We start from the raw sequence: 23500 nt of genomic DNA, 5'->3' as shown, positions 1-23500 counted from the left end.
CCCGTCATAGCCTGTATCCGATTGTCACGAACGCGCATGGCTTGGCGCACTCAAGCCGCCATGGCCGTCTCGCGATAAAACGGGTAGTCGGTATAACCCGCTTCCGTGCCGCCGAAGAAGCTGGGGCGATCGTACAGATTCAGCGGCAGATGTTTGCGCAACCGCTCAGGCAAGTCCGGATTCGCGATGAAGTGCCGCCCGAATGCGACCAGGTCCGCGTCGCCTGACTGGACGATTGCTTCGGCGCTGTCGCCGTCGAAGCCGCCCGCCACGATGATCGGACCGTGAAAGCGCGCGCGCAGCGACGGCGCCGCGACCGGGCGCTGATCGCGCGAGTCGTCCTCGATGTTGCCGGCGATGCGAGGCTCGATCAGATGCAGATACGCGATGTGCAGTTTATTCAGTTCATCCGTTACGTAGCCGAAGAGCGCTTGCGGATCGCTGTCGGACATGTCGCCCCAGGAGCCGCCCGGACCGAGCCGCACGGCGACTTTGTCCGCGCCCCACACGGAGATCACTGCGCGCGTCGCGTCGAGCAAGAGGCGCGCGCGATTCGCGATCGAGCCGCCGTACTCGTCGGTGCGCTGGTTGCTGCCGTCTTGAAGAAACTGATCGAACAGATAGCCGTTGGCCGCGTGCAGCTCGACCCCGTCGAAACCTGCTGTCACGCCGCGCGCGGCCGCCAGGCGAAAGCGCTCGACGATGCCCGCAATCTCTTCCGTGCGCAGCGCGCGGTTCGGCGTGTTCGGCACCCAGCCGGACTCCGTATAAGCGACACCGCCATGTGCAATCTCCGACGGCCCCACGGGTTGTCCGCCGTCCGGCTGCAACTGCGCGTTCGACTGGCGTCCCGCGTGATAGAGCTGGAGGAAGATGCGTCCGCCTTTGGCATGCACCGCATCCGTGACGGCCTTCCAGCCTGCGATCTGGCTGTCGTCGTAGAGGCCGGGCGCGCCGAGATAGCCGTTGCCTTCGGGCGAGGCAATGGTCGCCTCGCCGATCAACAGCGCGCCGGGCGAACTGCGTTGCGCATAGTATTCGGCCATCAGCGGGCCGGGGCGCGCGCCGCTTTCGGCGCGCATGCGGGTGAGCGGGGCCAGCACGACGCGATGCGCGAATTCATACGAACCGATCTGGACTGTCGAGAAGAGTTTGGACATGTTGATCTCCACAAGGAGTGAGCTTCAGGATGGATGCTGCGTGGCGCGCTGGGCGGCGACGCTTGACGGCAATGTAGAGCGATGCCGAAGCGGGAAAAACCGTCTGCGAGTCGCGGCACTGCGGACGCGCGCGTCCACAATCCGCCGCGCCCCGGCCGGTGCCGCTCAGCGCGGATGGACGCGCATTGTTCGGTCGCGAGGAACAGTCAGTTTGTGGCGGCCGCATTGATTGCGTTGCTGGCCGTTCCGATAATTCGAGCCACTTCGAGGCGTGCCGCATGAGGTTCGCCTTGCTCACTCAATTGATCGGAAGTAATGCACGATGGCGAAAATCATCATCTTTGCGCGGAAGTTGCCCGCCAAACTATTGCAAGACCGGAACGCACGAACCGTTCACGGAGAATCGCGATGATCCAAACACAACAGAAAGCGCCGTTACGCGTGGGCGTGATCGGCGTCGGCAACTGGGCGCGCCATGGTCATCTGCGTGTGCTCGATCTGCTGCCGCAGTACGCATTGCAGGCCGTCTACAGTCATCGGCGCGAAGCGGCCGAGGCGGCCGCGCGTGAGTATCGGATCGGGCGCGTGGCCCGGTCCATCGATGAACTCCTGCACAGCGACGACATCGATCTCGTCGTCGTGCTGAACACGGCGCCTCAGCATGTAGAGACCGTGAAGCGCGTTATCGAGGCGGGCAAGAACGTGTACTGCGAATGGCCGCTCACGACGACGCTCGCGCAATCCGAAGAACTGCTGCGGCTGGCGAGCGAACGCGGGGTGCGACACGTCGTCGGATTGCAGCGCAGGTTAGCGCCGCATAACCGCTATGTGCGCGATCTGGTCCGCGACGGCTTTGTCGGCGAACTGCGCTCCGTGCGCATGCACGTCAGCATGAATTACTTCCAGGCCATGCGCTCGGGCGCGCTTCAATGGACCGTGCCGCCGGAGAACTTCTCGTCGGTCGTATCGATTTACGGCGGGCATTTTCTCGACATGCTGTTCGCGGCGGCGGGCTGGCCTGTTTCCATCGCCGCGCTCACGCCGAACCAGTTTCCCATGGTCACGATCAAGGAGACGGGCGCATTGATGCCGACATCCACGCCAGACCAGCTTGTGCTCGCCGGCATGCTGGGCGGCGCCGCGGTGTTGTCGGTGCATATCGAAGGCGGCAAGCGCAACGGCTCGGGCGTTCAGATCGACATCACCGGAACCGAAGGCGATCTGCGGGTGACCAACGTGTCGGCATTCGGCGACGCGGGCGACGATTACGAGATCCACGGCGCGCACGGCGACAAGGAGCCGCTCATACGGCTCGCGGTGCCCGAGCGTTATCATCGCGTGCCGGCGTCGAGCTTGCCATCGTCGGTGCTGGAACTCGCCGAGCTGTACTGGGCCTACGCGCATGACGTCGAACAGGGCACGCGTACCGCGCCTTCCTTCGCCGACGCCGTGCGCATGCACCGGCTCATCGACGATGCGCAGGCGTCGTATGCGGCGCGGCGCTTCATAGTGGTGTGAGGGCACACAGGAGAGCCTTGCGATGACCGAGCCGGACTCCCCTGCGCGCGCGAGCGCGGCCAATGCAAGCGCGGGCGGCGCGCTGGACCACATGAGCGGCATGGTCGTCTTCACGCGCGCGGCGGAGACACTGAGCTTCGCGGAAGCGGGGCGGCAGCTCGGGCTGTCCGCATCGGCGATCGGCAAGGCGATCGCACGCCTGGAGACGCGGCTCGCGGTGCGGCTCTTTCATCGCAGTACCCGTAGCGTGCGTCTGACGAACGAAGGCGAGCTTTTCCTCGCGCGCTGCCAGCGCATTCTTGGCGAGATCGAGGAAGCGGAAGCTGAACTGGCGCTTTCCCGAACCACGCCGACCGGCCGGCTGCGCGTGAGTATTCCGCTGGTCGGCACCTTGCTCATGCCGGTGCTGTCCGGGTTCATGCGCCACTATCCGGGCGTGCAGCTCGACATTGACTTCAGCGATCGCATCGTCGATGTCATCGAGGACGGTTTCGACGTCGTGCTCCGCACCGGCGACGCACTCGATTCGCAACTCACGATGCGCACGCTCGGACACTACACGCATGTGATCGTCGCTTCGCCGGCGTATCTGGCGCAGCACGGCACGCCGGCCCAGCCGGAAGATCTCGTGGCGCATGCGTGCCTGCAACATCGCTTCTCCCGCACGGGGCGGTTGCGACGCTGGGCGTTCGTGCGCGATGGCGTGCCGGTCGATGTGGAGCTGCCGTCGACGGCGGTGGCGAGTGCGGTCGAGCCGCTGATCGCATTGGCAGAGCAAGGGCTGGGATTCACCAATGCACCGGATTTCGCGGTGCGCACGCAATTGGCGGAGGGCTCGCTCGTCATCGTGCTGAGCGATTTCCTGCATGACAGCATTCCGTTTCGCGCACTGTGGCCTTCGGGACGGATGACGCCGCCGAAAGTGCGCGCGTTTGTGGACTTCCTGAGGGCGAACCTGTTTCCGGAGTAGACGAGCCTTCGATGACGAGGTACAGCCGGGACGGAGATTGATGTAATCGCGGAGATTGGCCATTTCCGCTTAAGCTACGTGAAAACCACCAGAACAAAGGTCGATGACTATAAGTATGTTGATTGAAACGCGGGTGCAGCCTGGCATGGCCGCGTCCGAACCCGGTAATGCGCTGATCCAAGCGTTTTGACTAGTTGCCTTGTTGTCGATGTCAGGTCAAGATAGCGGCCGGCGACTGCGAGGGCGGCGCTATCTTTCATCAATCAGGGTCAAGCAAACATGGCAACCGGTACGGTCAAGTGGTTCAACGATGCAAAAGGGTTCGGATTCATCACGCCGGACGCAGGCGGAGAAGATTTGTTCGCGCACTTCTCCGAAATCCAGTCCAACGGCTTTAAGTCGCTCGCGGAAGGACAAAAAGTAAGCTACGACGAGAAGATGGGCCCGAAGGGCAAGCAGGCGTCCAACATCAAGCCGGCCTGATCGAAAAGCGCCACGGCAGGTCGCACACTGCCGTGGCGCAGTGCATACGCGGGTCAAGAAGTCGCTTTATTTGCAATTGGGTTAATCACGCAGGTCTTCGATTCCTTTTCCCGTCCAACGCTTGAGTGCCCGGCGGAAATTCGCCGCGTCGCTGAAGCCGAGCAGCATCGCGATATCCTCCGTACTCATCTTGGTCGTCTTGAGATATTCGAGCGCAAGCGAGCGTTTGACATCATCCACGATAGCTTGAAACGTCGTGTCTTCGTCATTCAGCCGCCGCCTGAGCGTGCGTGAAGTCAGATGCATCGATTTCGCCACGCTTTCCATGTCTGGAAAGCTTCCGGGCGTGGACATCAAGCTCTGATACACCTCGCCCGAGATGCCGCTCGATGTCTTGGCTTGTCCTATCAGGCGGTCGCACGTTTCCTGAAGCATCGCTGTGGTGAGCGGATGTGCGAGCTGCGGCTTGCGACCGAGGATAGCGCTGTCGTAAATCAGTTCGCATTGATCCTGTTCGAAGAGACACTCGCATCCCAAATACTCGGGATAAAGATCGGCATGCACGGGCGCGGCATAAGAAAAACACGCTCGCACCGGCGGACAGAGACCGCCCGCCACGTCCTGAAGATGCGTCACGTGCTGCGTGTATTGCTGCTCGATGATGAATTCGCGCAACTCGCGTGACGGACTCGAGACGAACGCGTCGGGAAACGTCCACACCATGCGATCGGGATACTCGGTCCATTCAATCGCGACAGTCGGCGTGGCCAGACTGTGGTATTTCACGCCCAGTTTGAAATAGTCGCGCAACGACAGACATGACATGAGCGCATAGCCGTACATGCCATACGCCGACAAATGCAGCTTGCGGCCCACCTTGAACGGCGTCGCCGGTTCGCAGCCGAGCAAGACCGCATTGCGGCAGACCGTCGCGTACTGGCCGACCGACGTCAGCACCGATGCGTTCTGCAGTTCGCCCAGGGTGACGCCCGAGCCGTTCAGGCTGTCTTCGGGCGCAATCCCTTGCTCTTCGAGCACCTCGACCAGCGCGGCGATCTTGTAGGGCGCGAACATGCGCTCGTTCAGCGGAGGTCGAGTGGTAGCCATGCGTGTCAGATGTCCTCTGATGACCTTCGAGTGTCCGAAAAAGACCTTTCGCCCGGCATGCTATCTCAATAATATTTCCGTCACAAGGCGTCACTCCGTGCGGGCGGCGCTGAACAGACACGGAGACGAGGACACACCGATGAACGAATCCGGCCGCAAGGTCATCATTTCTTGCGCTGTGACTGGCGCGACGCATGTGCCGACGATGTCGGAGCATCTGCCGATTACCCCGGCGCAGATCCGCGACCAGGCGATCGAGGCCGCCGAGGCAGGCGCTGCGATCATCCATCTTCATGCGCGTGATCCGCACGATGGCCGCCCGACGCCCAGCCCTGACATCTTTCGCCAGTTCGTGCCCGCGATTGCGGAAGCGACCGACGCGATCATCAACATCACGACCGGCGGCAGCACGCGCATGACGCTCGAGGAGCGACTCGCCTATCCGTTGCTGGCCGCGCCCGAGATGTGTTCGCTCAACATGGGGTCGATGAACTTCTCGATCCATCCGCTCGCAGCGAAGGTGTCGTCATGGCGCTACGAGTGGGAAAAGGGGTATGTCGAAGGCATGGAGGACATGATCTTCCGGAACACCTTCAAGGACATCCGGCACATCCTTCTCGAACTGGGCGGGCGAGGCACGCGCTTCGAGTTCGAATGTTATGACCTCGGCCATCTCTACAACCTCGCGCATTTCGTCGATCAGGGCTTGATCAAGCCGCCGTTTTTTATTCAGTCGGTGTTCGGCATTCTGGGCGGCATGGGTGCGGATCCCGAGAACATGACCGTGATGCGGGCCACGGCCGACCGTCTGTTCGGGCGCGAGAACTATCACTTCTCGGTGCTCGGCGCGGGCCGTCATCAGATGCCGCTCGTCACGATGAGCGCCATTCTCGGCGGCAATGTCCGCGTCGGGCTGGAAGACAGCGTCTACATCGCGAAGGGCGTCAAGGCCGAGTCGAATGCGCAGCAAGTGCGCAAGATCCGCCGCATTCTCGAAGAGCTGTCGTTCGAGATCGCCACACCGGACGATGCGCGCGCCATGCTCGGACTGAAAGGACGCGACACGGTTGCACCGTAAGAATTTCAACATTCAAAGACAGGGCGCAGACCCATCCCGGAGACAGCATGAACCTCATCAACGACCTCGACAAGCTGCATCGCGTCGCCACGCACAAGGCGATGCAGCGTCTGATTCCCCTCATGTGCGCGATCTACTTCATGTCGTTTCTGGATCGCACCAACGTGGCGCTGGCGAAGGCGCAACTCGCCATCGATGTCGGCATCAGCGCGGCCGCATACGGACTGGGGTCGGGCATCTTCTTCATTGGCTATGCGCTGCTGGAAGTGCCGAGCAATCTCGCGGCGCACCGGATCGGGCCGCGTCGATGGATTGCCCGCATTGCGGTCACATGGGGCATTCTCTCTACCGCGATGATGCTGGTGCAGGGCGAGTGGTCGTTCTACGTGCTGCGCGTGTTGCTGGGCATTGCTGAAGCCGGACTGTTCCCGGCGCTGATGTACATGGTCACGTTGTGGTTCGCACCGGACGACAAGCCGGTCGTGGTGGGCTGGATCTACATCGCGCCGGCGCTCGCGCTGATGCTCGGCAGCCCGCTCGGCGGGGCGCTGATGCAGATGAACGGCCTGGGCGGCCTGCATGGCTGGCAATGGATGTTCATGATCGAAGGCATTCCGAGCGTGCTCGTGGGCATCCTGCTCTTCTTCAAGTTGCCGGAACGTCCGCGCGATGCACGCTGGCTGTCCGCCGACGAAGCCCAGGTGCTGGAAGCGCGCGCCGCCGCCGATGCACACGCGCATCCCGAACTGACCTCATCCGACTGGATGGCCGCGTTGAAGCGTCCCACGACGGTGCTCATGGGCCTGATCTACTTTCTCAATCAGGTGGCGTTCGTCGGACTGTATTTCTTCGCGCCCTCGATGATCCAGCAGATGCATGTGAAGACGCCATTTCTGATCGGCGTGCTGTCGGCAAGTGTCGGGCTTGGCTTCCTGTTGGGCGTGCTCGTGCTGCCGCGGATTCATCGGCGCTACGGCAATGACTGCGCTTATCTGGGCATGCTCACGGTCGGACTCATTGCCGGTGCGTGCGCGTTCATCGCCACGTCGGGCCCGGCTGCGCGCATGGTGCTGCTTGCGGTCACCGCGTTCTTTGCAGGCGGCGTGCTGCCTTCGTACTGGGCCATTGCGATGAAGCGGCTGCACGGCATTCAGGCTGCGGCGGGGCTTGCGTTCATCAATACGATCGGGCTGATCGGCGGCTTTGTCGGACCGTACCTGTTCGGCCTGACTGAGACGGTTACCGGACGCAGCGATTCCGGCTTTTACATCATTCTGGCAGCGTCCTTGCTGGGCCTGCTGCTTGTGCCCGTGTTCGCCAGAGCCATTCGCCGCGAAGCCGAAGCGTCGCGACCGCTTGCAAACGGCGGCGCCGCCGGCGTGCATTCCTGAACGACGAACGCAAGAGAAAAACCATGAGACTTCAAGACAAGGTTGCGTTGATCACGGGCGCGGGGCAGGGCATTGGCGCCGCCACGGCGCTCAAGTTCGCGCGCGAAGGCGCGGTGGTCGTCGCATGCGACATCAACGCATCCTCGCTCAAGGCAGTCACCGAAGCATGCATGAACGCAGGCGCGCAGACGGCGGCGTACTGCATCGATGCGACGGACCGGCACGGCGTGGACGAGGTGATCGCGAGCGTGATCGAACGCTTCGGGCGGATCGACGTGCTGGTCAACAACGCAGGCATCACGCGCGATGCACGTCTTCAGAAGATGACGCTCGACCAGTTCGACGCCGTGATCGACGTCAATCTGCGTGCCGTCTTCCACCTGAGCCAGGCTGTTTCGCACGGAATGGTCGCGCGCGGTTCGGGCGTGATCCTGAACGCGAGTTCGGTGGTGGGGATCCATGGCAACTTCGGGCAGACCAACTACGCCGCATCGAAGTTCGGCGTGATCGGATTCACGAAGACATGGAGCCGGGAACTGGGTCCGAAGGGTATTCGTGTCAATGCGGTCGCGCCGGGGTTCATCGATACGGCCATCCTGTCGACGATCCCCGAAGACGTGCTGCGCAAGATGCGCGAGCAGGTTCCGCTGGCGCGACTCGGTACGGCTGAAGAAGTCGCGAACGTCTACGCCTTCCTGGCGAGCGACGAGGCGAGCTACATCAACGGCGCGGTCATCGAGGTGTCCGGCGGCATGACGCTCTAAAACTTTTTTCCTTGCCATGAAACCTTTTGAACTGTTGAAGCCGCAGCCTGGTCTGCGGGTCTTGATCACCGGCGCGGCGTCCGGCATCGGAGCGGCGATGGCCCGGGCGTTCGTTGACGTGGACGCGAAAGTCGTGATCTGCGATGTCGATGCGGCCGCCGTCGATCGATTCACGTCGGCGAGTGCTTCGTTATATGGCTGCGTTGCGGATGTGAGCGATGCGGCTCAGGTCGATCAAGTGGTTGCGTTGGCCGAACGCGCGCTGGGCGGCCTGGATCTGCTGATCAACAACGCGGGCATTGCGGGGCCGACCGGCGCGATCGAAGAGATCGACGCGCAGCAATGGGAGCGAACCGTCACGACGAATCTGAACGGGCAGTTCAACTTCCTGCGCAAGGCCGTGCCGCTGATGAAAGCGACTTCGCAGCGTGCGGGCATCATTACGATGTCGTCGGTTGCGGGAAGGCTCGGCTATGCATACCGCACGCCGTATGCAGCCACGAAGTGGGCGCTGGTTGGGCTGACCCGGTCGCTGGCCGTCGAACTGGGGCCCAGCGACATCCGCGTCAACGCCATTCTTCCCGGCGTGGTGGAGGGCGAGCGCATGGATCGCGTGATCGCGGCGCGCGCCGAATCGCTCGGTGTGAGCGAGTCTGAAATGCGCGACGAATATCTGAAGAAGATCTCGCTACGTCGCATGGTCACGGTCGACGATATCTCCGCGATGGCGCTGTTTCTTGCGTCGCCCGCTGCCCGCAACATCACGGGGCAGGCGATCAGCGTCGATGGGAATGTCGAGTATCTGTGAGCGAGACTCAAAGGCTTCTCCCGGCGTGAGTCGGCCAGCGCTGGATGACGCTCTTGTAATTCGTGTAGAAGCGCACGGCTTCCTCTCCGTGGGCATGATGATCGCCGAATAGCGAGCGCTTCCAGCCGCCGAACGAATGCCACGCCGAGGGCGTTGGACTGGGAACGTTGATGCCCACCATTCCCGCCTGGATCTGGCGCGAGAAGGTACGCGCCGTGAGGCCGTCAGAGGTGTAGAGGGACACGCAATTCCCCAGTTCGTGTGCGTTGACAAGCGCTATGGCGCTCGCGAGATCAGGAACGCGCACGACCGACAGCACCGGCCCGAAGATCTCTTCCCGATAGATGCTCATGTCGGGCGTCACATCGTCGAACAGCGAGCCGCCGAGAAAGAACCCTTCTTCGTGACCGGTCACGGTGTGTCCACGGCCATCGACGAGCAGCCTGGCGCCCGCCGCGACGCCCGCTTCGATATAACGAATGACCTTGCTGCGATGCGCCGCGCTGATGAGCGGACCCATGTCCAGATCGGGCTCCATGCCGCCGCCGATCCTGAGCGAGCGCACGCGCGGTATGAGACGCTCTACCAGTTCATTGCCGATAGCGCCGACGGCCACTGCCACCGACGTCGCCATGCAGCGTTCGCCTGCGGAGCCATACGACGAGTTGATCAAGGCATCGATCGTCTGGTCGAGATCGGCATCGGGCATCACGACGAGGTGATTTTTTGCGCTGCCGAGCGCCTGCACGCGCTTGGCGTGCCTCGCGCTTTCCGTATAGATGTACTCGGCGACGGGCGTCGAGGCGACGGCCGATATCGCCTTCACGTCGGGATGCGCCATCAATGCGTCGACGACCACCTTGCTTCCATTCACGACATTGAAGACCCCTTTCGGGAAGCCCGCCTCGACGAATAGCTCAGCGAGCCGCAAGGACGCCGATGGCGTGCGCTCGGAGGGCTTGAGGATGAACGTATTGCCCGTGGCCGCTGCCATGACGAACATCCAGCACGGCACCACCACCGGAAAATTGAACGGCGTGACGCCCGCTGCAACGCCCAGCGGCTGCCGAAGATTCCATGCGTCGATACCCACGCCGGTCTGATCGGTGAAGTCGGTCTTGAGGAGGTCGGGAATGCCGCATGCGAACTCCACGATCTCGAGCCCGCGTCCCACTTCACCCCTGGAATCGTCGAACAGCTTGCCGTGATCGCGGGTAATGAGTTCGGCGACTTCGTCGGCATGCTTCTCGAGCAGCGCCTTGAACTTGAACATCAGGCGCGCACGAGTCAGCGGCGGCGTTTCGCTCCAGGCGGGGAACGCTGCCTGCGCAGCGCTCACGGCGGCCGCGACTTCGTCCGGCGTGGCGACGGGCACGCGCGCCGAGATCCGCCCTTGCGCGGGATCGAATACATCGGAAAACGACCCGCTGGTGCCGGCGACACGTCGACCGTCAATGAAATGGCCGAGCTCTCGCACCGTGTGTGAATTTGAATCGCTTGCTTCACTCATCGCGTCCTCCTGTCTCGAGTTCATACCGTCCGTCACCTCTTGTCGCGGGTCTCGATCAGAACCGGACACGGTGATCGATCGATGACGCCATCGCTGGTCGACGGCGTCGCCCACCGCCGCAATCTGGATAAGTGGTGATGTCCCATTACGATGATCTCGGCGGTGAGCAACCTTGCCTGCTCGACGATGACGTCAGCAGGAGCGCCCCCGCGAAGGGCTTTTTCGACCGATAAGTCGCACCCGGCAAGTCGTGTTGCGGCTTGAGTCAGGATGGCTTGCGCCAGGAGCGTCTGCGCGTGCGCAGCGGGGTAAAGGAGGCCATCGGACGCATCGTCGCTGCCATCAGGCGCGATCACGTAAGACGGATCGACTGCGCATAGAAGATAGACGGTCGCCGCGGGCGACGCCAGCTGTGCCACGAGGTCGACGACGCACTCGCTTTGAGGTGAGTCGTCCAGTGGAACGAGAAGCTTGTTGAACATGGTCGGGCGCAAGCCGAATGGGTGAGAGAAAGTATTGTCGATAGCCTGTGTTGTTCAAGGCCGTATGGAAAACAGTCTTTTCATCGCTGTTCAAGAATGGCGTTCGCCGTGACGTGACGTTTCCAGGCGCGCTCAGAACCGCGCACGCATGCCGATCGCCACGACCACCTGATTCGATGTGGACGAAGCGCCGCCCGAGTTATTGATAAACGCCACATAACCGTGTCCGATTGCATGTTGAACCATGCTCTCCAGGTAGACATCGGTACGCTTCGACAAGGAATACACCGCCTGTACGTTGACCTGACTCCATTTCGGATCGGCGCTGTAGGTCGCGCTCTGCGTCACATGTCCGTCCGTGTAGGTGTAGGACAGGCCGAAGACCAGCACATGCGTCAACGCATACTTGGCGTTGAGTTCGTAGTTGTCGAAGGTGAGTGTGCCGTTCTGCGATCCGAACGACCGCGTACCCTGGAATTGACTGTGCGAGTAAGCGAAACCCACCGTCGCGCTTCCGAAGGCGTAATTAGCGGCGGCCGCGACGGTGCGCTGAACATCGGCCCCAAGCTGGAATCCAGCGGTGCCGTTGGACTGACTCTCTGCCGAATCGATTGCGCCTGAAGTGTTCGTCGTCGAGCTCGACCCGTTCGCCTGCGAATACGCGGCGGCGGCATTGAACGCGCCGTGGGTATAGCTCGCGCCGACGCTGTATGCACGATTGTTCGTGAAGGCCGGATTGTTCGAGAATGCATAGAGTCCGCCGAGTTTCAATCCGGAATAGTCGTCGCTTGTGTACTTGATGGCATTGTTGATGCGGATCGAGTGATCGAGATTGTCGTTGTCGAAGGGGTGAGCGAAGCTTGCATCGCCGAAGGTGGTGGCAACGCCCGTCAAAGGCTCGACGAAGTCAGTCAGGAAGTCGTATTGCCGGCCCAGCGTGAGCGTGCCGAGACCTTTCGCATCGAGGCCGACGAATGCTTGCCGGCCGAAGAAGCGGTTGTCCTGTCCGAGCTTGCCAGTTTGCAGATTGAAGCCGTTCTCCAGAACGAAGATGACGTGCAGTCCTCCACCCAGATCTTCCGTGCCGCGCAAGCCGAAACGACTGCCGTTGATCTGGCCGCTGGTCGTCTGATACAGCGCGCCTTGAGCGCCGCCCTTGACGACATTGTTCGTATAGGACAGTCCTGCATCGATCAGTCCATACAGCACAACAGAGGACTGAGCCTGGGCCGACGCCGACACGATGCCGGATACCACAACTAGAGCGAGTCTCTTCATGTCACACCCCGGATCGGACAGGACAAATGCGTGTCTACAGAGTACCGGTCGATGCGATGCTGTTCAAACGCACGGCGGTAAAAACAGCTTTCTCGCCGCGGCCAATATCCCTGTCATTGCAGAAGCGCAAGCAGGAATATCCGGTGGTATGGCGTCGCCATACGCAAGCATGGGCTCGGCACCCCAACGGACGCTGGAGCCGCGGGCGCTTTGCACCTAGTCTTCTTTCAGATCGAATCGTGAGGTGCGAGATGGACCAGCTTTACATGTTGCGGGCATTCGTAGCGGCCGCGCGGTTCCAGAGTTTCAGCAAGGCCGCCGAGTCGTTGAACGTCAGCACGGGCTCGGTATCGAAGGCGATTGCGAAGCTCGAAGCGTGCATGCAGACGAGAGTCCTGCTGAGAACGACGCGATCCGTGTTTCTGACCGACGCCGCGCGGCCGTACTTCGTCACTTGCAGCCGTCTGCTCGAAGAACTCGATGAGGCCAACCGGCTCATCTCGCAAGAGCGGGAGTTCGATGGCGGCAGCCTTCGACTGGTGATCCATCCCACGCTGATGAACGGAGCATTCGCGCGCATGTTGCGCCACTATCGCCGCATTGCACCGCATATCAGGCTCGCGATTTCCGTGGAGGAGGGGCCAGTCAATCTCTACGGCGGCCGCTTCGACCTCGCGATGCTTCCGTCGCATCTGGTGGAGCAGTCCACGGTGATTCGACGCACGTTATTGAGTTCGCCGTGGATTCTGGTCGCCACGCCCGCCTATGTTGCGGAATACGGCTTGCCACAGTGCGCTGCGGATCTCGCCGCCCATTTCCTGCTGCTTCATCATGGTGCGAGAGGGAAGAGTCCCCAGGTCGTCGAATTGAACGAGGAGGGAAGAAAGGTGGCCGTAGCCCCGATATCGTCGATGGAAGGCGACGAGGTGCTGTTACGCGCAGCAGCCGTCTCTGGAATGGGCATCGCCATGTTGCCCGAGACGATGGTGCGTGAAGATCTCAATACGGGGCATCTCGTGCAACTGCTTCCCGGATGCACGGGTTCGAACGGCGGCGTCGATATATGTCTTTTCTATCCGCACCGCGAACTGTTGCCCGCACGGCTGAGAAACTTCGTCGACTGTTGCATCGACTTCTTCAGAACAGCAAGCGATAGCACGGATGAGGCGCAATGCCTCGAACAGGTGAGGTGAGGCTGTTGTCGCTGACTTGCTCGCCGTCGCGACAAATAAACAGCTGTCGCTTTCAAACATCATCAGCGCGTCGTAGTGCTTCCACCTGCGCGCGCAGATAGCTCACGTGCTCGCGCAGTGTGTAGAACGCGTCAGCGTATGCAAGCGGCACTCTGAGGCCGCTGACGTGTTTCTCGATGCGATTCAGCCTTCGCGAAAATTCTTCGTAGTTTCGTTCGGACGGGTCGTCGGACACTTTGCGTTCGAGCGCAAGCAATTCGCCGTAGTGGCGCCGAAAGCGGGATTTGACGCGCCATGCATAGAGCGGCGGCACGAAGCGCAATGCGGGTATCAATACGACGACGATCGGCACGACCAGCACGATCAGCCGGTCGACCAGGCTCGCGAGCCAGTAGGGCATCGCTCTGTAAATGAAACTCTTGCCCGATTTGTAGTAACGCGCGGCATCCGGGCTCAACGGAAAATCATGCGCAACGGGCGCGGGAAACTCGCCCGCATTCTGCATCAGACTTGCCCCGCCATGGACCTCGCCGGCCGCTTCGATGATCAGATCCGACAGCGCCGGATGCAGCGAATCGCGCGCGATCAATTCGATCGTCGTCGCGATGGTCGTTTCGGATTCGGGCGGCAGGTTATCGGCGAGATCGAATGCGCCCATCGGCACTTCGAACTGAGTCAGAAACGGAAAAATGCGGATAGTGGCCCGCGCCTGCGTGAAATCGAAAAGCCGTATGCCGGGATCGCGAATCATCTTCTGCATCAGCCAGGGGCGTGCCGAGTCGTCGCGTAGAAAGGCTGCGTCGATCGTCCCATCGAGCAGGGCGTTCACCGCAACTTCGCCTTCGATAGGCTGGGTTTGCCCGCCGACTTCCGGATCGACGCCGCTTGCCTTGAGCAGCATCCGCACGATCTGCCGCGTTCCGCTGCCTTCGCGGCCAATGGCAAGCCGCTTTCCGTCGAACTCCGACAGCCGCGTGAGCTGCGGGCCGCGATAGAACACGAACAGAGGCCAGTTGCTGATGGTGCCGAGGGATATGAGACCCGCGTGACGCGGCTCGGTGGGAATGCTGTTCGGCGCGCGATTCAGACCGCTTTGCACGAAGCCGAGATCGACATGACTGGCGGGATCGGAGAGTCGTTTCAGGTTGTCCAGTGTGCCGGACGTGACCAGGACGTTCAGCTTGACGTGATTGCGCGCGAGGATTTCCTGATACTTCAGCGCGGCGTACCAGAAGCGGCTATGTTCGGGGCCCGCCGCAATCGTCAACGTATCGGGCGGCGCGGGCTGGATCACGCGGATCGCCGCCCATACGAGCACCGCGCCCACGATGAACGTCAACCCGATCGAGATCGTCAGGTCGAGCCACGAAACGACGACAAAGTTCGCCGCATGCCGCTCGCCGGGCTTCCTCGAGGCACGTCTGACGGAACCATGCTTGTCCATTTTCAGCGCGGACCGGTCGACAGCGGGGTCGCCCGTGTTCCGGCGAGCACCTGGCGGCGAGTCTTGGGCGTCCTTGACTGAGCGAAAAGTTACCCGACCCGCGCTCCGGCGGCAACACAATCTTCACAGTGGTTCTCGTGTCTTGCGCGCATCAGACGGCCACCGGCCTGCGACGCGCGGTCATGGCTTTCGTCGTATCGGACCCGATGAACCGGCCGTTCGCGACGGAGATGAACCTGAGCGAGATCACCGTGAAGATTCATCGCGGTCGAACGATCAAGAAAATGGCGGCGCGCTCGCTTGCCGACCTCGCGCTGAAAGCCGAGGCACGCGACGTGAACACCGTCTCCCGTCGACGCCGCCGCCGAACGCGCCGAACGCGCCGAACGCGCGCGCCGTGCTTCAGGGCTGTGCGCGATGCTTGTAGTCGTGCAAGGTATCCTTCACATAGCTCCAATACTCGCCTTCGTTCTTGCGCAAGCCGAGTTCGCCGTTGCGATACGCGATGGCGAGCGCCAGATTCGCTTCGGGATTTTCGGAAGCGGCCGCGCGGCGCAGCCAGACGAGCGCCTGGCGTTCGTCGCCGCGTTCGCGGTGGACGTTGGCGAGCTGGAACTGGGCCTGCGGCACGCCCCACGTCGCCGCCAGCGTGAGCCAGCGCAAGCCCACGGCGGCATCGCGCGGGACGCCGTAGCCATTGCGATGAATCGACGCCAGCGAATACGCGGCCAGCGCGCCGGCGGGTGGCGCGTGGTCGTCGGCGTGATCGTTCGCAACGGCGAGCGCGGGCGCGGGGGGCAGGGCGGGCAGCGAACGCGCCGCGCGTTCGAGCCAGATGCGGCTGCGCACGTAATCCGTGACAACGCCCGACGCGCCGTTCAGAAAGACGCGGCCGAGCAGCAGTTGCGCCTGCACGTTGCCTGCGCCTGCCGCGCGTTCGAGCCAACCGATGCCTTCGCTCACCCGCGCCGCATCGCCGTCACCGATGAGCACCGAACCAAGCGCGAACGCCGCCGCATCGTTGCCGGTCCACGAGGCCGCCCGCAGTTTCGTGAGCGAGGTCCAGTCGCGGGCGGACAGCGCGCGCATGCGCCATTCGTCGACCTGCCGCCCGGTCGTGCGCGACAGCGCGATCGCGCTGCATGCCACCGAGGCGGCCAGCACAAACGCGCCGACCCTGATCAGACGCGCGTTCATTGCGCGAGATCGATCGAGTACACGGCGAGACCCTTGCCGGTGCCGTCGTCGGCCTGGGTCTGCGTGACGTTGCCGATGCCTTGCGTCTGCGCAAGCGCGGCCAGGTTCGGCGCCGACTTGAACGTGACCGGCCCTTGCGTGCTGACCTTGGCGAAGCGCCAACTGCGGTCGATGCCGTTCGCCGCCGAGGTCATCGCCTTGATCTTCTTGATGTAGGAGATCAACACGTCGCGGTTCGCATCGGGCGAGGCGTAGATCGTCTTGCTGCCGTCGAGACCCGGAAAGTTGCCGCCGCCGCTCGCGCGATAGTTGTTCGTCGCGACGATGAACGCCTGGTCACTCGCCACCGGCGTGCCCTTGTAGCTCAGGTTCCGGATCCGGCTGCCGACGGCCTGCGTGACGTCGATCTCATAGCTGAAGTCCTTCGACGTGATCATGTCGAAGTTGTAGCCCGGATAGGAACTGACGAGTTCCTGCGCGGCCGTCTGCGCCGGATCGATGCGATTGAAGCGCTGCGCCGCCGTTTCCAGCCAGGCCTTCAGATCGGCGCCCGTGACCTTCACCGCGTAGACCGTGTTGGGATACAGATACAGGTCCGCCGCATTGTTGATCGCGACATTGCCCGCCGATACGTCCGTGAAATCCGTGCCGCCGCCAAAACCGCTCTTGAACGGCGCGCTCACGGAAAGCACCGGAATGCCCGCGTATTGCGGCAGGTTCGCGGCGACGTAGTCCGACATGTATTGCGCCTGCGCCTGGTTGACGATCTCGACGGCCGAGACGTCGCCGACATCGGCGAAGTACGTGGTCATGCGGAAGTCCGTCGAGCCGATCGGCGTCTTCATGTAGTTGATGGTCGCCAGATGCTCGGCGGCGATTGCGGCGGATACCGACGGATCGGCGGCGACATAGGTCTTGTCGGCGTTCTGGATGGGGCGCGCTTCGACCTTGGTCGCGTTTTTCTCGATGCTCCAGGCGCCTTTCGAATAGGTGAGCGACAGCGCGACCACGCCCAGATGCTTGCCCCAGAAGTTCGCCATCACGGTGGGGATGCCGTTGACGGTGCCCTTGACCTTGTCCACGCCCGGCAGGTTGAACTGGGCGACCGTGCTGGTCGCGTCCGGAAAGACCTGATGCGAGTGGCCGATCATCAGCACGTCGATGCCTGGCACGGTCGAGAGGTAGTAGCTGCCGTTCTCCATCGACGGTGAATAAGGCGAGTTGTCCAAGCCGCCATGCGACAGCGCGACCACGATCTGCGCACCTTCCGCGCGCATCTGCGGCACGTATTTTTCGGCGCTTTCCTTGAGGCCTTGCGTGTAGACGTTGCCGTCGAGATTGCGCTTGTCCCAGGACATGATCGCGGGCGGCGTGAAGCCGATCACGCCCACCTTGACCGGCACCGTGACGGCCTTGCCGTCCGGACCTGTCGCCTGCAGGTTGCGCGTGACGATGGTGTACGGCTTGAAGATCGGTTGAGCGCTCTTCGCGCCGAACACGTTGGACAGCACCAGTGGGAACGCGGGGCCCGAGCACGACTGCTGCTGCGCGACCGGCGGCAGGTTCGGCACATCGAGCTTCGAACCCGTCACTTGTGCGAGGAACGGCAGGCCGTAGTTGAACTCGTGATTGCCGATTGTGCCCGCGTCGTAATTGAGCGCGTTCATCACCTTGTAGACCGCCAGGGTGGTCTTGCAATCGATCGGGGAGACCAGCGCCTGATAGTCGGACAGCGCCGTGCCCTGGATCGTGTCGCCGTCATCGAGCAGCATGGTGTTCGGGAATTCCTTGCGCGCCGCGGCGATCAGTGTCGCGGTGCGCTCCAGACCGATCGACTTGTCCTCGGCGAGCTTGAAGTAGTCGTAGCTCAGCACGTTGGTGTGGATGTCGGTCGTTTCCAGCATCGCGAGCGTTGCCTTCGTGCCGTCCGCGACGGCGGGCGTGGCGGGCGCGCTGTCGTCGTCGTTGCTGCCGCAGGCGGCAAGCAGGGCCGTCGAGGACAGGGCCAAAGCCAGCAGCGCGTTGCGTTCCATTGTCATCCTGGGTTCTCCACTCGTTGTCGTCGGCTTGGGGGCGGAGCCGCGTTCTCGTCGAAGCAGAGAGCCTACGAAAGCTTTGTGACAGCAGACCGACAGCGTCCGGTGATTTCTTGCGGCGCGCTCCCGAGCCAGGTGGGCGAATCCACCTGATTAGAATGTTTGTCGATCAATTTCTTCTGGACGGCCGTCAAGTTCGCTTGTCAGCGACCGTTTACCCATGAAATCAGCGTCGCCTTTCAGTCTGGCGGGCGCATTTTCCAGGGGGCCGTGCCTGTGTGGCGCGCCCCGCGATAGCTCGTGTGCTACTTCATCACGCTGTGAGCGACGTGAATGCGGTCATTTCGAATGATCGAGGTGATCTCAAAGGACACAGTCTTCGATTCGATTGAGTCGCGCTTCGCATCACGTTGCGACCTATCGCAGGCATGCAAATTTGCAATGAAATCCTTTCGCAACATGTTGTTACAATCTTCATACGTTCTCGGCACGAACGTACGGTTGGAACCTCGGCAAGCTTGAGCAGTCCCTCGAAATACCGTAAGACGGAGCTGCGTTCATCGCGCTCAGCCAAGGTGATTCACCCTCTCTCAGGTTCTGGCACGGCCCTCGGATTGGCCAGAACTTTATAGCCGACCCCTTAACCGGGTCGGCTTTTTTTTCGGCAAAACGACTCTTTTACCGAAATCAGGTAAATGACTTACATTAATTTGCGCATAGCACGTGACTTGGAACCGGTTCCAGCTTTATGATTCGACCCGCAGCGTCGGACCTTCATAATTCGGCCCGCCAGAACCTGAGAGAAAGCCGAGGTATAAAACAATCGGCCGGCGCTGCACCTCGGCGAGTAGCCAACCGCCTTTGCACGTGCGCCTGAACGTCTGCGCTTGCTGCCTCACTCCGCGACCTTCCTCGCCTGCTTGCGCGCACCTGCGTGGTCACCCGCGGCGCAATATCGAGTCGTTTCAGTCATTTCAAATCGGGCAGGACGAAGCGCCGCGCCGCGATAAGTGGCTTCATCCGGCAGTGCTGGCTCTTCGTTTGATCAACAAGGACATGCCGGAAGTCGCATTTGCGTTTCTGTCGGTACAATAGGGGTAGCTGGCGCGTGCAGGTAGCGTCGGCCATTTCATGTGACTTTGGTTAAAGAGACAATATGGCAACGGGTACGGTCAAGTGGTTCAACGATGCGAAGGGCTTTGGCTTCATTTCGCCTGATGGTGGCGGCGAAGACCTCTTCGCGCATTTCTCGGAAATCCGCTCGGAAGGCTTCAAGTCGCTGGCGGAAGGACAGAAAGTGACTTACGAAGAGAAGATGGGCCCCAAGGGCAAGCAAGCATCCAACATCAAGCCGGCGTAACGCCCGGCGGATAACGTAGCAAGAGAGGCGCGCGGCTTACCCCGCGCGCTTTTTCTTTGGCGGCGCGCATCATGCTGTTCTCGTCGCGAGGAGAGCGCTCATGATTCCGTCATTTGATATAGCTTCGCCTCGGCGGACGTCGGCGTCTTCTGTGCGCTGCTCGCATCGACACTTCCGCTGCTTGCCTGCACTTCAATCACCTCTTGCGGTTCCCTCACTTTGGTTCACTCGGCGCCGCGACGGTCTCAGGCATTGTTCTCTTGATTGTCGCGCCGGCAGATGCCCCGGACTCGGCGCGCAGACACGGTTGCGCAAGCTTCGTGAACGTTCGACACGCACGCATCGAAAGCTGCCGGTTCAAGCGTGAGCCTATTCACCCGTCCCGTAGCCGGATGAACGCAGGCTGGTCTTCACAAGACACGTCGCCGGATCGGAGACCATACGGCTTTCGACTCGAATCAATTGGCCCGCGCCATCGGCTCGAATCAACGCGCCTTTCCATTAAATAGTCATCCGAATTTCAAGGACAATCTATCGCGATTTTCGGATCTTGACTTCTGAAAGGCGCGTAACTAATTTGAAATGCGCAGTCCATAACGACTCTGAATATTGCAGGTGAAGCGCGCGTGCGCCATGCGGTCGCGCGCATTCCTCATTTGTCAGGAGACCACCATGCCTTCGCGCTTCAAGCGGCTCACGCTCGCGCAGTTCGAGGAACTCGTCGCGCAATTCGACTGGACTCGTCAGATCAACGCGGTTCACATGCATCACACGTGGAAGCCCGCGCGCGCGGACTTCCAGGAAGAAGCGACGATCGAAGCGATGTGGCGGTTTCACACGCAGACGAATCATTGGTCCGACATTGCGCAGCACATCACCATCGATCCGAAAGGCATGATCTGGACCGGCCGCAACTGGAACATGCCGCCCGCGAGCGCGAAAGGTCATAACGGCAACGAGGCAGCGGGGCCGTTCATGTTCGAGATGATCGGGAATTTCGACGCGGACCACGATACGTTCGACGGCGAGCAGCGCAAAACGGTCATCGGCGTCATCGCAATCGTGCAGGAGCATTTCGGACTCGCGTCGTCGACGCTGATGTTCCATAACCAGATGTCGGCCAAGACCTGTCCGGGCAGTGCCATCGACCGCGACGAAGTGATCCGCGCCGTCGAGGAAGCGCGCGCGTCGCCCGGCGCCGGTTCGCGAAGCGTGAACGATCCTTTTCCCGCGCACGCAATCGAGCCGGATGCGGACGTCGAACATGCGCTCAAGCTGCTGAGACACGCGCCGTCGACCCTTGCTGACGACGACAACGCAGAGCACGACGACCACGGTCACGCGTCAAGAGACGGCGACCGCTCGCGCGATACCTTCAGGGATCTCACGCCCGACGACCTTCAGGCGATGCGTCCGCACGTCGTCAATCTCACCATGGGCCGTTTCTCGAACGACGGCGAATGGACGACCTCTGCAAGCGACGTCGATGCGATCTTCGACGGGCATCTGGAGCAGGCGCTGCGCGAACGCAATGCCACCGACGAGCCGTTGCGCATCGTCGTGTTCGCGCACGGCGGCCTCGTCGACGAAAAAGCCGGCTTGCAGATTGCGCACAAGGCGCTGCAATGGTGGAAGGACAATCACGTCTATCCGCTGTATTTCGTGTGGGAAACGGGCGCGTTCGAGAGCATCGGCCAATTGCTCAGACGGGCCCGCGACGAGGCGGGCGTGTCGCGCGATCTGGCGGATTACACGACCGATCCGGTCATCGAGCAGTTCGTGCGCACGTTTCGCGGCCCGCAGATCTGGGGCGCCATGAAGCTGAGCGCGCTGCAGGCGTCCGAGGCCTCGATCACCCGGAACGCTGCCGATGGCGGCGGCGGCCATTACGTGGCCAAGCGGCTGGCTGACTTCTGCCGGCAACACGCGGACAAGGTGGAAGTGCACGCGGTCGGCCATAGCGCGGGCGCGATCTTTCATAGTTATTTCATCCCGGCGGCGCTCGACCTGGGCGTGCCGCAGTTCAAGACCGTGGCATTCCTCGCGCCTGCCGCGCGCATGGACCTGTTCACGAGCACGCTGCTGCCGAAAGTGGGACAGGCGCGCGGCATCGACAGCCTGTCGATCTTCACGATGAGCAAGGATCTCGAGAAGGCCGACAATTGTGCGTTCGTCTATCGGAAGTCGTTGCTGTACCTGATTCATCATGCGCTCGAAGCGGAGCGGCGCGCGCCGATACTCGGGCTCGAAGAATCGTTGCGTGGCGAGCCGCAACTCGCGCGCTATCTGAAGATGCCCGCGCCGCGGGAATTCAACATCGTCTGGTCGAAGACAGCGGGGGATTCAGGCAGAAGCGCGAGCGCGTCGTATTCGCATGGCGGCTTCGACGACGATGCCCCAACGATGAACAGCGTCCTGCGCCGCGTGTTGAACAAGAGCGACGCCGATGCCATCACGGCATACGAGCGGATCGTGCCGGCCTCGCGCGAGGCGCAAGTGTGGGGCGAAGACGAATCTCGGTATACCTATCCGGCATCGGTCGATGCAACGTCTTCGCGCTACGTGCCCGCGCCGTCGCCGCGCTTCGACCCGCGTGCGCGCGGCGCGGGCGGCGGGAACGCAGTCGGCGGGAGTCCGGGCGCGGGACGGCGGCGCGCGTTGTGCGTGGGCATCAACGGTTATCCGACGGCGCCGCTTGGCGGCTGCGTCGCCGATGCGCGAGCGTGGCGCGACGCGCTCGTGCGTCTCGGCTTCGAGGCGCCGGCGCTGCTGCTCGATCAGCAGGCGACGCGCGCGCAGATCGTGAGCGCGCTGGCCAGTCTCATCGAAGGCAGCCGCGCGGGCGATGTCATCGTGTTTCAGTATTCCGGTCACGGCACGCAACTGCCCGATCTGAACGGCGATGAAACCGGCCCCGATGGCAAGGACGAAGCGATCTGCCCGTATGACTTCGCCGAAGGTGCGTTCCTGATCGACGACGACATCGGCGAACTGTGCGACCGGCTTCCGGCTGGCGTGAATCTCACGCTTTTCACGGACTGCTGTCACTCGGGCACGATCTCGCGCTTCGCGGGCGCCGGTCCGAACGGCGGCGTGATCTCGGGGCCGGGCGGGGCGCGGGCGCGCTTCGTCGTGCCCGATGCATCGCTGATCGCGGCGCATGCGCGCTTTCGCCGCTCGACGTCCAGCTTCCGCGCTCGGGCGATACGCGCGGCGCAGGTCGAAGCGCGCCGCGAGTTGCTGTTCGCCGCGTGCCTCGCCGAGGAAGTGGCGTGGGAGAGCAACGGCCACGGCGCATTGACCGACCGCGCCATGCGCGTGCTGGCCGGTCCGGGTGCGTCGGGGCTGACGAACGCCGGCTTCGCGCAGCAGATGATTGACGCTTTCGGGCCGAACGCAAATCAGCATCCGCGCCTCTACGCCCTCGCCGACGCAGAGGACAATCTGCTGCTCCATCCACTCGGCGGGACGCCGCTCAAGCCGGCCAGGCCAACGCGGCCGCACGCGCCGGCGCATGGCAATGGGCACGCGAACGGCCGCATCAACGGATACGTGAGCGCGACGTCGAACGGCAACGGTCATATCGATGGCAACGGTTTCGACCATGGGTACGACGGTCACGAGAACGAAGGCGAGATGGTCGGGGGCGACGCCTACGTGAACCGCGCGATCGTCGCGCTGCAGACCGCGATCGACGAACTGCGACGCGGACGCGCCTGAG

General features: G+C 62.2%; 18 protein-coding genes and 1 pseudogene. 11 read left to right on the top strand and 8 right to left on the bottom strand.

The genetic code is table 11. The features are described 5' to 3' along the window. Positions 1-50: 50 nt before the first annotated feature. Positions 51-1160: an alkene reductase gene (locus QCE63_RS18165; protein WP_309834881.1), complete on the bottom strand. Its 1110-nt coding sequence runs from the start codon at positions 1158-1160 to the stop codon at positions 51-53. Between the two features lie 408 nt (positions 1161-1568). On the opposite strand from QCE63_RS18165, the gene QCE63_RS18160 reads away from it, so the two are divergent. The 3 genes from QCE63_RS18160 to QCE63_RS18150 all read left to right on the top strand — a co-directional run bounded on the left by QCE63_RS18160 (position 1569) and on the right by QCE63_RS18150 (position 4131). Next, positions 1569-2678 carry a Gfo/Idh/MocA family oxidoreductase gene (locus tag QCE63_RS18160; RefSeq protein ID WP_309834879.1) on the top strand — a complete coding sequence of 370 codons (1110 nt, stop codon included), beginning with the start codon at positions 1569-1571 and terminating at the stop codon, positions 2676-2678. Between the two features lie 22 nt (positions 2679-2700). Continuing rightward, positions 2701-3648, top strand: coding sequence for a LysR family transcriptional regulator (locus QCE63_RS18155; RefSeq protein WP_309834878.1), 948 nt, complete (start codon positions 2701-2703; stop codon positions 3646-3648). A 279-nt stretch (positions 3649-3927) separates the two neighbouring features. Further along, complete coding sequence (locus tag QCE63_RS18150; protein WP_309834876.1) at positions 3928-4131, top strand: cold-shock protein; 204 nt, start codon at positions 3928-3930, stop codon at positions 4129-4131. 81 nt (positions 4132-4212) lie between these two features. Here QCE63_RS18150 and QCE63_RS18145 read toward each other — a convergent pair whose 3' ends face one another. Beyond that, entirely contained in the window at positions 4213-5238 is a 1026-nt protein-coding gene (locus QCE63_RS18145) for an AraC family transcriptional regulator (RefSeq protein WP_309834874.1), read from the bottom strand. Positions 5239-5377: 139 nt separating this feature from the next. On the opposite strand from QCE63_RS18145, the gene QCE63_RS18140 reads away from it, so the two are divergent. The 4 genes from QCE63_RS18140 to QCE63_RS18125 are packed head-to-tail and all read left to right on the top strand — an operon-like array spanning position 5378 to position 9279. Then, positions 5378-6316, top strand: a complete 939-nt coding sequence (locus QCE63_RS18140) for a 3-keto-5-aminohexanoate cleavage protein (RefSeq protein WP_309834873.1) — start codon at positions 5378-5380, stop codon at positions 6314-6316. A 47-nt stretch (positions 6317-6363) separates the two neighbouring features. Further along, positions 6364-7707 (top strand): MFS transporter, encoded by a 1344-nt coding sequence (locus tag QCE63_RS18135; protein WP_309834871.1) that lies wholly within the window; start codon positions 6364-6366, stop codon positions 7705-7707. 23 nt (positions 7708-7730) lie between these two features. Then, entirely contained in the window at positions 7731-8471 is a 741-nt protein-coding gene (locus QCE63_RS18130) for a beta-ketoacyl-ACP reductase (RefSeq protein WP_309834869.1), read from the top strand. Between the two features lie 16 nt (positions 8472-8487). Beyond that, positions 8488-9279, top strand: a complete 792-nt coding sequence (locus QCE63_RS18125) for an SDR family oxidoreductase (RefSeq protein ID WP_309834868.1) — start codon at positions 8488-8490, stop codon at positions 9277-9279. Between the two features lie 7 nt (positions 9280-9286). Here the strand turns inward: QCE63_RS18125 and QCE63_RS18120 are convergent, their stop codons facing one another. The 3 genes from QCE63_RS18120 to QCE63_RS18110 all read right to left on the bottom strand — a co-directional run bounded on the left by QCE63_RS18120 (position 9287) and on the right by QCE63_RS18110 (position 12549). Next, positions 9287-10789, bottom strand: a complete 1503-nt coding sequence (locus QCE63_RS18120) for a CoA-acylating methylmalonate-semialdehyde dehydrogenase (protein WP_309834867.1) — start codon at positions 10787-10789, stop codon at positions 9287-9289. Between the two features lie 32 nt (positions 10790-10821). Beyond that, positions 10822-11271 carry a universal stress protein gene (locus QCE63_RS18115; protein ID WP_309834866.1) on the bottom strand — a complete coding sequence of 150 codons (450 nt, stop codon included), beginning with the start codon at positions 11269-11271 and terminating at the stop codon, positions 10822-10824. A 132-nt stretch (positions 11272-11403) separates the two neighbouring features. Further along, positions 11404-12549 (bottom strand): porin, encoded by a 1146-nt coding sequence (locus tag QCE63_RS18110; protein ID WP_309834865.1) that lies wholly within the window; start codon positions 12547-12549, stop codon positions 11404-11406. A 56-nt stretch (positions 12550-12605) separates the two neighbouring features. Between QCE63_RS18110 and QCE63_RS18105 the strand changes: the two genes are divergently transcribed. Further along, complete coding sequence (locus QCE63_RS18105) at positions 12606-13742, top strand: LysR family transcriptional regulator (RefSeq protein ID WP_309834863.1); 1137 nt, start codon at positions 12606-12608, stop codon at positions 13740-13742. A 52-nt stretch (positions 13743-13794) separates the two neighbouring features. Here the strand turns inward: QCE63_RS18105 and QCE63_RS18100 are convergent, their stop codons facing one another. Continuing rightward, positions 13795-15186, bottom strand: coding sequence for a TAXI family TRAP transporter solute-binding subunit (locus tag QCE63_RS18100; protein WP_309834862.1), 1392 nt, complete (start codon positions 15184-15186; stop codon positions 13795-13797). 170 nt (positions 15187-15356) lie between these two features. On the opposite strand from QCE63_RS18100, the pseudogene QCE63_RS18095 reads away from it, so the two are divergent. Then, a pseudogene (locus tag QCE63_RS18095) lies at positions 15357-15524 on the top strand (LuxR C-terminal-related transcriptional regulator); the annotation flags it as partial. Between the two features lie 64 nt (positions 15525-15588). Here the strand turns inward: QCE63_RS18095 and QCE63_RS18090 are convergent. Both QCE63_RS18090 and QCE63_RS18085 read right to left on the bottom strand, forming a co-directional pair. Beyond that, on the bottom strand, positions 15589-16383 hold the full coding sequence (locus QCE63_RS18090; protein ID WP_309834861.1) for a tetratricopeptide repeat protein: 795 nt from the start codon (positions 16381-16383) through the stop codon (positions 15589-15591). After that, positions 16380-18422, bottom strand: a complete 2043-nt coding sequence (locus QCE63_RS18085; protein WP_309834860.1) for a bifunctional 2',3'-cyclic-nucleotide 2'-phosphodiesterase/3'-nucleotidase — start codon at positions 18420-18422, stop codon at positions 16380-16382. Before QCE63_RS18085 ends, QCE63_RS18090 begins: the two co-directional genes overlap by 4 nt. A gap of 1153 nt (positions 18423-19575) precedes the next feature. Here QCE63_RS18085 and QCE63_RS18080 point away from each other — a divergent pair. Both QCE63_RS18080 and QCE63_RS18075 read left to right on the top strand, forming a co-directional pair. Then, positions 19576-19779, top strand: a complete 204-nt coding sequence (locus QCE63_RS18080; RefSeq protein WP_309834859.1) for a cold-shock protein — start codon at positions 19576-19578, stop codon at positions 19777-19779. Positions 19780-20451: 672 nt separating this feature from the next. After that, entirely contained in the window at positions 20452-23499 is a 3048-nt protein-coding gene (locus QCE63_RS18075; RefSeq protein ID WP_309834857.1) for a caspase family protein, read from the top strand. Position 23500 lies beyond the last annotated feature (1 nt).

This window comes from Caballeronia sp. LZ065, from assembly GCF_031450975.1.
Classification (GTDB): domain Bacteria; phylum Pseudomonadota; class Gammaproteobacteria; order Burkholderiales; family Burkholderiaceae; genus Caballeronia.
This window is presented reverse-complemented; position numbering and strand designations above follow the sequence as displayed.